The following is a 12342-nucleotide window of genomic DNA, read 5'->3' as shown; positions in this document are numbered from 1 at the left end:
TCTCCTGCTATTATTTAGTTGTAATACTCTTAAATGAAATTACCAGTTTGCAGGGGTAAAGCAAACATTAAGCCAATTAGTTTTTGTTACGAAGTTTTTTTATTACAAAACTCGACTAAATCCTCCACAGATAGCGGCTTGCTAAGGAGATAACCTTGCAGGAAGTTGACGCCGTGTTGTGCCAAATACTGGAGCTGTTGTTCCGTTTCGACACCTTCAGCGACGGTTTCAATATTGAGCTTGCTCGCCAACATTAATACTGCATCTAATACCGGTGCGGCAACAGTATTAATGCCTATGGTGCTGACAAAACCACGATCAATTTTAATATAATCTAAAGTAAAACGTTCTAAATAAATCAGCGCGCTGTGCCCGGTGCCAAAGTCATCAACAGCGATTTGTATCCCTTGAGAGCGCAACCAAGCAAACTGCTTAATAGCCAATTCCTCTTCAACCATACCCCGCTCAGTTATCTCAAATACCGGAGAATACACATCGGTATTTAATTGTTGTAACATTTGAGTGACATCTTTGCGGAAATTATCATCGGTAAGATGGACAGGGGAGATATTAAAAGCCAATTTAATTCCCGCTGGAACGTGGGCTGCCATTAATTCACTGTCTCTAATGATTAATTCAAATAAATGCCGGGTCAGAGGTTGAATCAAATGCTGAGCTTCTGCATAGGGAATAAAAAGATCTGGGGAAATACGTCCTTCAATCGGATGTTGCCAGCGGATAAGCGCTTCCAATCCTGATAGGGAGCGGTCATCAGACCGGAATGCGGGCTGATATTCAACAAAGAATTCACCCCGACGAATACCACGCAAAATTTCAGCTTCCGCACTTTGACTAGCAATTAAAATATAGTAAGCCAAGATACCGACTAACCCTGCGAGTAATACTCCCCCTAACAAGGTCATACGAATATCATCCGCAGTGAGGTTGGTATGATAAATCAATACTTTAATTGGATAGCCAGGTAATTGAATTTCACGTGCATCATGCGTTGGTAACTGGCTGATAGGCATGACTTTAGAGTCAAATGTCGTGACTGCCAAGTCATCAATAACAATAGCTAATCCGTTGACTTGATTATTGGAGTTATTCAGTAACAGATAGGGATGTAAATTTAATTCGAGTGTTGCTAATACGCCGGTATTACCACGACCAGCTTCACGCAGCCATACGCCAATTGCCGGTTTGCTCGGCATCATCGGCGTACCTTGTTGAATTTTAAAATCCAAAGGCCGGGAGACATTCATTTTGGGGTATAACGCGCTGACCGGCGTATTCATTTCCCCCGTTGCTGAAGAGCAATAGGTAATATCATCCCGAACTAATAAGAAAGCTCGGACACCATTGGTAAATGCCGCCCGATAGTGCAGAGCAGAACTGGCCTGTTCACAATTTTTTGCACTTAGCGGGATAAGCTGAGACATCGTTGTAGTTAGTTCATTAAGGAACTGGGATGAATAGGCGATAATATGGTCACTTTGTGTTGTTAGTTTACGTTCACTGCTGCGATAAAGTAATGACAAAGTAATAACAACAAAAAAAATAAAGAAACAGAGTGCGAGGATGACACTTTTTTTAACAAGATGGCGTCTGGATAAAATATTGCGGGAGAACGCACTGTTTGAACCCATGTTACGCCGCTCCTCAGCATGATCGATAAAGTGTTATGAGTATAAGTAAGTTAGCAGCACAGCGCTACCGATTTGCTAGGGAGCATTATTGACATTAATAAACTTATCTATTTGAAACGCAATCCAATATAAAGCAAAGATGCCATATAAATGCATCAAATATGTGGTGTCAGTGAAATTCATTTGTATTGATGTATTTTAGAAATACATATCTATAAAACAAATTTTCAGCTTAGTAACACAACTTACTTAATTCCAGAAAGGATAATCGTAGTTGATATGTTTTAGTGTCAGGGAACTCTTGGTTTAGCAGGGCGAATTTTACACAGAATATTCTTGAATTTCGCTGTTTTTGGCAAAAAAGGACCTTTCCTACAAAGGTGAGGATATGGGACTACAAAATTATATTTCGGCAATAAGAACGATTTCGGCAATAAAAAAACGCTGCCAATGGCAGCGTTTCATCGTTTCGTTTGGTATCTCGGACAACAGGAATAAAATCAGTTAGCTGCGCGAACCGCTACTTAGCACTCGTCGGCCATCACGATAACGCTTATTCCAATAATCTTCATTTAGACTCGATATTGTCACGCCGACACTGGTGGAAGCATGTACAAATTTATCGTTACCTAAATAGATACCTACATGACGACCCGTCGATCCCGCTCGGAACAGCACCAAATCACCAGGTCGCAACTTGGTACGTTGGATTTTCTTGCCAATATCTTGCTGCTCAGAGGTTGAGCGTGGCAAATTCATACCAAATTGTTCACGGAACGTGGTTTGTACAAACGCAGAACAATCAATACCGCGTTTGGTGCTACCGCCTAAACGATAACGAACCCCTTTCCACCCTGCATACTGTTCTAAAATTTTCGACTTGACGTCAACGTTGCGCACCATCGCTTCGAATTCATCCTGAGAGGCTTGCAGTAAAAGCCCATCTTTATCATTAACTGCACGCATCTCAGTTTGCGTATTATGTACGTTCGAACTCTGTGGTGAACTACACGCGGATAACATTACCGCTGCTGCAACCGCAGGAATGACCCGCAGAATATATCTCATAATAGGTTGAGACTTGACCATTGTTGTTGTTTTCCCTTGCTGTCCTTACGACGGATGTCGCTACCAAAAATACCAAACGAATCGAGATTATTGATTGTGGTCTGATGAGACAATCACTTAACCAAATAAATGTGCAGGAACGCACAATATTAATCAGGATAGGGGTGAAATGCCGGTATCCGAGCACAAACGTTTTTGAGATTACCGTAATGATTAATAAAAGGCGAGAGCTTTTATGCCCATAATTTTACAAAATGTTAATGTAACATTATGTAATATTATATATTAAATGCAGATAGCTGAATTTATGGCCGTTTGGTGATAATAAAGCCGTGAAATCATTAGTGGCGGTTGGAGCAAAAAAAAGTCTATTTTTTGCTCCAACATAAAGTAGGCAGCGCGTTACTGATTTTTTGAGCCTGGCAGATTCCGGTTAATGGCATCAATGACTTTATCACTCAGTGGTGTCAGCAATATCCAACTTATCCCTACCAAGACAACTGAAAGCGAGCCGACAGCAATATCAGTAAACCAATGCGCACCAATCATTATTCGTGGCATAGAGAAGACCACCACGATCACTAAGGCGATGGCAAAAGCACCCCGAGAGAAATAGCGCAACATAAAGCAGGCAAAAATAATCAGCATCATGCCATGGTCGCCGGGGAAGCTGTCACTGGATGCGTCTTTGGTCGGAATACCCGTTAACTCACTGACACGATTAATATTCTCAAAAATCAGTGTTGGGCTGGGATGTGATACCGGTAGCAAATGGCCTAATTGATTTAGGATGACTGCGGTCAACAGCATGACAAACCCCGTGACGATCAGCCGACGGCGGCCTGCAGCGGTTTCCTTTATATAAAAGTACAAGTAAAGCAGCCCCATGCAAATCAGGGAAATAACATCGAAAGCCCGATTATTGGTAATCGCCACTAAATGCAGAAATGAAGGGCTGGATAGTAGGTGCTGGTTAAAATAGAAGAATATTGCTGAGTCTATTTTAAACCAAAAACCGTGGTCCGCTGGAATATACCAAGAGAAAAAGAGGGTTATTCCAAGTAAATTAAGCAGTAATATTGTCGGCAAATTACGACGGGTCATGCGATGGCCTTTAATCTATAAATAGTCAGTGTAAGAATGGTGCAGTAAATAAATTTGGGCGCATTATACCTCCTTCTGTAGCCGAGTCCTGAGTAATTCATGCTGTAATACATTCCAATCAGGGTCAGTTGTGCTAATGAGTTCAATTCGGCTATCAAGCGGCGGCGTTTGGCGAGTTTCAATTTTCAAATCATGCCCTTGTCGGTTAACCACGAGAGTACCCTCAGGTATGCGCATCACACCTTTTATTCGTTCCACTGAATTTAATCGCACCCATTCTAATAATGGCACTGTGTCAAATACGGTATCCGCATTAAATACCCAACCACAGCTCAGATAACCTTGACCCTGATTAAGGGCGCGGCGCCAAGGTTCGTGACCTTTCAAGCTCAATGCGGCCAATCCTTTTTGTCGGGTTGAACTGTGATGATGTGCGCCGTTGGGTAAGTCATCATTATTACTGTGTGGCATATCCAGCAGAGCAACATCAATTTTCCCTTGTTCTGCATAATAGAGTGGGCGTGATACCGGCTGCTGTTTATGCCATTGCTGCAATACGGCGTAATCCACCTCACTATAGGCATCCTGTTTATTCGCCACGAGGATATCGGCTGCGGCCAATTGGTCACGGAAATTTTCATTTTCTGTATAGCGGGGATCACTTAATTGGCGGGCATCAAGCAAGCTGAGGGTGGCATGCAGAGAGAGCCAGGGTTGGTAAATTTCTGAAGTTAATAAGGAGAGAATCTGTTTTGGGTGACCCAGCCCCGTAGGTTCGATGAGTAAACGATCCGGTTTTGCCTGTTGGAGCAACATATTCAAACCCACTTGCATGGGGAGCCCATTCACGCAGCACATGCATCCACCGGGTATTTCTTTTAATACTGCCCCACAGCCAGCCAATAGTGCGCCATCAATACCTATCTCACCAAATTCATTGACCAGGACTGCCCATTTTTCATTTTCCGGCTTTTGTGACAATAAATGGCGAATAGTGGTGGTCTTGCCACACCCCAAAAAGCCGGTAATCAAGTTCGTTTTGGTCATCAGAGACCTCCTACCGTAAATTTATTTTCAATACCATCTCAAGAAAAGGCTCAAGTATGTCGATGTAGTCAGAAGAGGATATAACACTAGCCAAGCTTATTATTAAACGAAAAAGAGTGAAAGATAGACAATTTCCTAGGTGGGTTAGGAACCTCGCCTAATTGTATTGCCAAGCTAAGCAATATAATTCACTTCTACGAGGAATCTTAGTGAGTTATCGACAGAGTAGGGCAATAAAAAATGCTCTGTCATTCCCATCGCTCTGGCTGGAATCCTCTATCATTTAAAATGACGGATATGAGAGTCGAGGTGGTTATGAAGAGTTTTCGAGTGCTGATGATCGTAGCAATAATGTTTTCATGGATAATATCTTTTGCTGCAAGTAGTGCGCAATCCACCCTGTCGGTTACTGGAACAATTACTTTTTCCGGAGCTATTGTAGAAAGCCCATGTGATACTTCATTTGCGGACCAAACGATAACAACCCGCTGTTATCGCAATGGTGAAACATTGACTCAACGACAAACACTCTCACGCAGTATGTCTCTGACTTCTCGGTTACCCAGTCAGTTGGCATCTTCGAACTTAGAATGGTTGAACCCACAACGTAGTTTGGGAATTTTGACTGTCTCTTACCTCTAATAGTTAAAACTAGCAATCATCTTATAATCACGGCTTATCACACTGATAAGCCGTGATAGTTCTTCAACTTTGCTGCAATGAAATTGTTTGACCGCAATGAAATTGTTCGACCACATGATATACTCAATATTATTCACACACCCTTTGGTCAGGCCAATTTGGTATTTTCAGTGCCAATACCTGATGCAGGAAATAAGGTTATGCGGTTATATCAGGAAGTTGGCAGTCAACTGCGTGAAGCAATTATCAGTGGGCAATATAATTTGGGCGATCGTTTACCGCCTGAGCGTGACATTGCCGAAAACTTCAGCGTCAGTCGTAGTGTGGTCCGTGAAGCACTGATCATGCTGGAGCTGGAAAAGTTAGTGGAAGTGCGTAAAGGTTCAGGTGTCTATGTGGTGAATGTCCCCGATAGACCTGCATATGGGGAATCTGTCGTCTCAACCGACAGTGGTTACGGCCCATTTGAACTGCTGCAAGCCCGCCAATTGCTGGAAAGTGAAGTTGCTGCTTTTGCTGCTATGCAAGCGACCAAAGCTGACATTATCAAAATGCGTCAGGCCATCGAGCAGGAAAAAACCGCATTAGATGCCGGTGCTGTGGATGAAAGTGCAGATGAATTGTTCCACTGTTTGTTGGCGCAATCGACACAAAATAGTGTATTGGCGAATATGGTGGCGGAGGCATGGCAGGCGAGAAAAACCAGCGCCATGTGGCAAGGGGCACATAGCCATACCCTCGATTTTAGTTACCGCTGGCAATGGATGGAAGACCATCAAAAAATCCTGCAAGCAGTATTGCGCCGAGATAGCAAAGCAGCCAAGCAAGCCATGTGGCAGCATTTAGAAAATGTAAAATTAAAATTACTCGAGATTTCTGATGCCGACCATCCTGATTTTGATGGGTATTTGTTTGAGTCTGCGCCGTATCAGCTCGAAGAATAATTTACCCTTCGGCCTTGAAGCTACAGGGGGGTTGGCTGCGCTCACAAACCCGAATCACTTACACCAGTAAGCTCATCGGGCTTTATTTGCTTGCCGCCTACCTGTAACTCCAATGACTTTGGGTAAGCTTTTCGGCCTTGAAGCTACAGAGGCTGCACTCACAAACCTAATTAGAAAGAATGAGCCTCATTGTGAGGCTCGCTAAATTAAGCCTGTTGTGCCAAACGCTTCACACTTTCTTTCGCACCAAACTGTTGTAGGCTGAGATATGCTTCTGTCACGGCCTGAACAAATTCGGGTTGTTGTGGAAGAGTTTCACCAAACAGTGCTTTCAGGGACAGTAAGCTCTCGACTCTGGCGATACCCTCTTCGCTATTCTCAACGCATTTTTTAAAGCTATCTACCATTGGGTCACGAATATCAATAGGTTGGCCGTTATCATCTACACCGCTTACATAACGCATCCAGCCAGCGATACCCAATGCCAGGCAATGATATGGCCCCCCGTTTTGTAAATGCCAGCGCACTGAATCAAGCATCCGTTGTGGCAATTTCTGGCTACCGTCCATGGCAATTTGCCAAGTGCGGTGTTTTAACGACGGGTTACTGTAACGCTCAATCAATTGGTTAGCATAAGCATTCAGATCAATACCGGTGACACGTAGTGTTGGAGCTTGCTCATCCATCATTAAACGACGGGCAGTCAGGCGATAATTTTCATCCGCCATACAATCATTAATATGCTGATAACCGGCCAGATAACCCAGGTAAGAGAGGTAGGAGTGGCTACCATTCAACATACGCAACTTCATCTCTTCAAAGGGCAAAACATCATCGACTAATTGTACCCCAGCCACTTGCCAGTCAGGCCGACCGGCCACAAATTTGTCTTCGACGACCCATTGAATGAAGGGCTCACAAGCAATGCCGCAAGGGTCGGCAACCCCCAGTGTCTCTGTGATTTCCTGCAATGTTTCTGTTGTTGCAGCGGGAACGATGCGGTCGACCATGGTGTTAGGGAACGTGACATTTTGTTCTATCCAGCTTGCCAGTTCGGGGTCACGAGCCGCAGCTAAACCGAGGACGGCATTTTTTACTACATGGCCGTTTTCTGGAATGTTGTCGCATGAAAGGACAGTGAAAGGTTTCAGCCCTCGCAAGCGACGTAACCGCAGAGCTTCAACCAGTACACCGGGGGCGGAAGTTGGAGCATCAGGGATAGCCAGGTCAGCAAGTACAAACTCATTGTGCAGATCCAGTTGACCCGTTCCCGGCTCGATGCAGTAACCTTTTTCGGTAATGGTAAGTGAAACAATAGCCACTTGTGGTTCGGCCAATTTCTCCAGAACCTGCATGACACCATCTAACCGAGCATGTACTGACTCACAAACTGACCCAACAACAATGGTTTGATTACTTTTCGCGCCTTTTTCCAGCACCGAGAAAAGATGATCCTGTTGGCGCAAATTTTGGATCAAGACATCAGCACCAAACAAGCTGACCTCACAGATACCCCAGTCGCCCCCTTGTTTATTTAACACCCGGTCAGTCAGTAGAGCTTGATGCGCGCGGTGAAATGCGCCAAAACCGATGTGAACAATGCGGCTTTTCAGTGCAGTTCTATCATAAGTTGGTCGCTGTACAGTATCGGGTAGGCGGCTATTGGCAATAGTGTTCATACGTGGCTCCAGAATCATTCACCCCATGGGTATAGCAAAGGGATGGCGATAGATAAAAAGTTGTTAGACCAGTTTCATTTGGCTTCTGTACGAAAAAAACCACACCATACGGATCGTTTGCTTTTGTTCATTGTCATGCAATATCGGCTTGCAGTGTAAAGGCATATGACAGAAAATAAAATTGGTAAGTCCAATATTGATTATATTCGTGAAGTGGATCAACCAATGAGATTTTGCTTTTTGACACGAGGCGCTGAAAGAGTAAGGATAAAGCTGAGTGATACCTCTTGGAATCGGTATAACAACATTGTCGGTATAACCGCGTTAGTCGGTATAACAAAATTATATGCACCCGAACAGTTTACGTAGAAGGTAAAAATAAATGGAACAAACATGGCGTTGGTATGGCCCAAATGATCCGGTGTCATTAGATGATATCCGTCAGGCTGGAGCAACCGGAGTAGTGACTGCATTACACCATATTCCGAATGGCCAAGTCTGGCCGGTGAGTGAAATCAAACAACGCCAGGCAGAATTGGCAGCGAAAGGTTTGGTTTGGTCTGTAGTGGAAAGTGTACCGATTCATGAAGAGATCAAAACTCACAGCGGTAACTATCAGCAACATATTGAAAATTATCAGCAAACTCTGCGTAATATTGCTGAATGTGGCATTGACACCGTGTGCTACAACTTCATGCCGATATTAGACTGGACACGCACGGATCTGGAATATCAATTGCCAGACGGTTCCAAAGCACTGCGTTTTGACCAAATAGCCTTTGCTGCTTTTGAGTTGCATATCCTCAAGCGCCCAGGTGCTGAGAAGGATTACTCTGCTGAAGAGTTGGTGCAGGCGGCGGACTATTTCGATGCGATGACTGAGGCCGACATCGCCAAGCTGACGGGCAATATTATTGCTGGTTTGCCGGGAGCAGAAGAGGGTTATACGCTGGATCAATTCCGTGCGCGTTTAGCCGAGTATGACGGTATTGATAAAGCGCAACTCCGTGAAAATATGGCGTATTTCCTGCGCGCTATTATACCGGTTGCTGAACAGGTTGGCTTGCGGATGGCGGTACACCCGGATGATCCACCGCGCCCAATTCTTGGCCTGCCGCGTATTGTGTCGACCATTGAAGATATGCAGTGGCTGAAAGAGACCGTTGATAGCATTTATAACGGCTTTACTATGTGCACCGGTTCTTATGGTGTGCGTGCCGACAATGATTTGGTGAAGATGATCGAAACCTTCGGTGACCGTATTCACTTCACTCATTTGCGCTCGACTTGCCGTGAAGGGAACCCAAAAACCTTCCATGAAGGCGGTCATTTGCAAGGTGATGTCGACATGTACTCAGTGGTTAAAGCCATTTTAACCGAAGAGCAACGTCGTCAGGCTGCCGGAGATATGCGCCCGATTCCGATGCGACCAGACCATGGTCACCAAATGCTGGATGATTTACATAAGAAAACCAATCCGGGCTATTCCGCTATTGGTCGCCTAAAAGGGCTGGCAGAAGTTCGCGGCGTGGAGTTAGCGTTGAAGCGCACATTCTTCCCAGAGCTAAAGTAACCCGTCATATTTCAAACTGCAGGTGTGTTGGCTGCTCTTAATAACCCGAATCACTTACTGATGTAAGCTCATCGGGATTAATGAGCCTCATCCCTGAGGCTCACCCTGCGGGCAGCATAAATGCTGTTCAAATCGGTTCCCGACCGATTTGTATCTCACTTACCGCCTTCCTGTATCTTGAAATCTATAGGCTATAGTTTGGGTATAAAATAGTTAAGGGCCGGTTTTCCGGCCCTTAATAACTTGAGAGATGAAGGGTATTGGGTATTAGTCTGCGCGGCCCATATAGCGGCGCTCTGCAATATGAATGCGGATTTTCTCGCCAGGGCTGATATATTCCGGCACCTGAATAGATAAGCCGGTACTCATCACTGCTGGTTTATTACGAGCACTGGCTGATGCGCCTTTAATGCTCGGAGCAGTTTCTACAATTTCCATATCAACTGTTTGCGGCAATTCCAACGCCAGCAATTGTCCGTCCATTGTTAACACTTGCATCCCCGGCATTCCACCCTCAGGAATAAACAATAACTCTTCTTCTATCTGCTCTTTCTTGAAGTTGTATGGTGTGAAATCTTCATCATCCATAAAGACGTATTCGTCGCCATCGATGTAAGAGAAATTCACACTGCGGCGAGTCAAGGTAATGGTGTCAAGGATCTCATCGCCTTTAAAACGCTCTTCAACTTTTAAACCGGTACGCACATCAGAAAAACGCATTTTATACAAAGTACTTGCGCCACGGGCACTTGGGCTTTGCACATCGATATCTTTCACCAGCAGTAATTTGCCGTTGAGGTTGACCGCCATACCGCGTTTTATTTCGTTAGCTCTTGCCATTTATTAACCGCCAATCAGGATTGAAGATAAGTTGCGACAAGTTACTCGCGCCGCCAGTTTCAGGCAAGCAGATAGCGCAAAAAAGAGCAAGATTTCGCGATAAAATTGGCCTTATGCGTACACCGGTAACAAGCCCAATAATGTGGCGATATGGGCCACTGCATTGATCAAACCAAACAGGATAATAAAGCCAATCATAAAACTCCCCCCAGGTGCCCGATAACTCGCTTGTGGGAAGCGTTTACGGCTAGCGCGTGCCATCAATGCGGGGACAATCACGGCCCAAATGGTGGCGGCCAAACCGGCAAAGCCAATGGCGTAGATAAAGCCATTCGGGAACAACAGCGCCCCCACCGTGGGTGGGACAAAAGTCACTAATGCTGATTTAGTGCGCCCACCGCGGTCATCGGAAAATTTAAAGAAATCGGCAATAAAATCAAACAATCCAAGGGAAACACCGAGGAATGAACTGGCCAGTGCCATATAAGAGAAGGCATTCAGCAGTTGGCTGGTGGCTTGACTGGCAGAGACGGTATCCATCTGTTTCAGCAAGCTGCCTATGTTACTGCCGTCAGCAATCACTTGTTTGAATGCATCCCGAGCAATATTGCCCTGAATGGCATACTGCCACAGGATATAAATGACCAATGCTATCAAAGTGCCGTACAGCAAACTACGCACTACGGCTTTGCCGTCTTTATGGTAGTACTTCACCAGCCCCGGCACATTACCGTGATAGCCGAAAGAGGTCAGTAAGTAGGGCAGGGCCGCCAGCGCATAAGGTAAGTAACGGGCATTGCTATCGGCCTGATTGAACAGAACTGCGCTTTCCACATGGCTAAACATATCACCGACGGACATAACAAATGTGATAACCATGCCGCCAATCAATATAGTGCTTAAGCGGTCTACTGCGCGGGTGGATAACCAGACAATAAATGCCACTAATACCGCAAAGATAAAGCCCGCCCCAGTTTGACCCATTCCCACCACATTTTGTAGCGTATGGGTAATGATTGATCCACCCGCTGAGATATAGGCGTAGGTCAGAATATAGAGAACAAAAGTGATCGAGACGCCATTAATAGCGCTCCAAACTTTGCCCAGCAGGTCTTGCACCATGGTGTGGAAACTGGCGCCACTCGGGTAGTTCAAGTTAGCTTCCAGAATCATCAAGCCGGAAATCAGCATGCATGCCCACGTATAAATCAGCAGCATGACTGAGCCGCTGAACCACACACCCGCCGTCACGATTGGGATTGAAAACATCCCTGCGCCTACTGCGGTACCGGCGACAATCATTGCACCGCCGAGGACGGAGGGGCGTGATAGGGGTTGGGATACATCCATCGACATTTATAGCTCCAAATATCCTTCATCCTTGACGCTACAGCTGCGTTAGCCGTACTTACTCACCCGAATCACTTACTTATGTAAGCTCATCGGGATTTGTTCGTTTGCCGCCTTGCTGTAACGCCAATGATTTTGGATATTAATAATATAGTTAATAGTTCTTTTGTACTAGCTCAATGGTACATGGAGGCGATGAAGCTGTAAACAGATGAATATGCTCATGTGGATACTCTGGTCAGTGATTAGTCTTGATCTGGTGGTTGGTTGTGATTGAATATCGCACAAATTGGGATTTTTTAGGTTAAAAAACAAACTGAAAGTAATGAAGTTAAAAGCTGAAGCCGTGTGCTGGGTCTGCTATTGGACGGTTGATTAAGGATAGTGCTGGTAGTTCATCAGGCTGATTGCTATTGTCCGCGGTTATGCCACCAGCCTACAGGAGC

At 45.0% G+C, this 12342-nt stretch carries 10 protein-coding genes; 3 read left to right on the top strand and 7 right to left on the bottom strand.

Translation table 11 applies throughout. The features are described from left to right. Positions 1-86 precede the first annotated feature (86 nt). From DX162_RS20215 to DX162_RS20195, 4 genes are all read right to left on the bottom strand, one after another. Entirely contained in the window at positions 87-1649 is a 1563-nt protein-coding gene (locus DX162_RS20215) for a cyclic di-GMP phosphodiesterase (RefSeq protein WP_098080909.1), read from the bottom strand. A 504-nt stretch (positions 1650-2153) separates the two neighbouring features. After that, positions 2154-2738, bottom strand: coding sequence for a bifunctional murein DD-endopeptidase/murein LD-carboxypeptidase (mepS, locus tag DX162_RS20205; protein WP_032819401.1), 585 nt, complete (start codon positions 2736-2738; stop codon positions 2154-2156). 381 nt (positions 2739-3119) lie between these two features. Further along, positions 3120-3821: a phosphatase PAP2 family protein gene (locus DX162_RS20200; RefSeq protein ID WP_004389494.1), complete on the bottom strand. Its 702-nt coding sequence runs from the start codon at positions 3819-3821 to the stop codon at positions 3120-3122. A gap of 63 nt (positions 3822-3884) precedes the next feature. Beyond that, positions 3885-4868 carry a CobW family GTP-binding protein gene (locus DX162_RS20195; protein WP_004389495.1) on the bottom strand — a complete coding sequence of 328 codons (984 nt, stop codon included), beginning with the start codon at positions 4866-4868 and terminating at the stop codon, positions 3885-3887. A 288-nt stretch (positions 4869-5156) separates the two neighbouring features. On the opposite strand from DX162_RS20195, the gene DX162_RS22860 reads away from it, so the two are divergent. Both DX162_RS22860 and DX162_RS20185 read left to right on the top strand, forming a co-directional pair. Beyond that, a complete protein-coding gene (locus tag DX162_RS22860; protein ID WP_373368382.1) occupies positions 5157-5510 on the top strand; it encodes a type 1 fimbrial protein in 354 nt (117 codons plus the stop codon). 200 nt (positions 5511-5710) lie between these two features. Continuing rightward, positions 5711-6454 (top strand): GntR family transcriptional regulator, encoded by a 744-nt coding sequence (locus tag DX162_RS20185; RefSeq protein WP_032819402.1) that lies wholly within the window; start codon positions 5711-5713, stop codon positions 6452-6454. Between the two features lie 206 nt (positions 6455-6660). Here DX162_RS20185 and DX162_RS20180 read toward each other — a convergent pair whose 3' ends face one another. Next, the gene (locus DX162_RS20180) at positions 6661-8133 is read right to left on the bottom strand and encodes a mannitol dehydrogenase family protein (protein ID WP_032819463.1); all 1473 of its coding nucleotides are present in this window, start codon (positions 8131-8133) and stop codon (positions 6661-6663) included. Between the two features lie 382 nt (positions 8134-8515). Between DX162_RS20180 and uxuA the strand changes: the two genes are divergently transcribed. Then, complete coding sequence (gene uxuA / locus DX162_RS20175) at positions 8516-9706, top strand: mannonate dehydratase (RefSeq protein WP_004389499.1); 1191 nt, start codon at positions 8516-8518, stop codon at positions 9704-9706. Positions 9707-9973: 267 nt separating this feature from the next. On the opposite strand, the gene yeiP is transcribed toward uxuA, so the two are convergent. Together yeiP and mtr are read right to left on the bottom strand one after the other, a co-directional pair. Next, complete coding sequence (yeiP, locus tag DX162_RS20170) at positions 9974-10546, bottom strand: elongation factor P-like protein YeiP (protein ID WP_004389501.1); 573 nt, start codon at positions 10544-10546, stop codon at positions 9974-9976. A 111-nt stretch (positions 10547-10657) separates the two neighbouring features. Beyond that, positions 10658-11902, bottom strand: a complete 1245-nt coding sequence (gene mtr, locus DX162_RS20165; RefSeq protein ID WP_032819403.1) for a tryptophan permease — start codon at positions 11900-11902, stop codon at positions 10658-10660. Positions 11903-12342: the final 440 nt, after the last annotated feature.

Origin of the sequence: Yersinia kristensenii (assembly GCF_900460525.1) — a bacterium.
In the GTDB taxonomy this organism is placed as follows: Bacteria; Pseudomonadota; Gammaproteobacteria; order Enterobacterales; family Enterobacteriaceae; genus Yersinia; species Yersinia kristensenii.
Note: the sequence above shows the minus strand (reverse complement) of the source record. Positions and strands in the feature narration are given on the sequence as shown.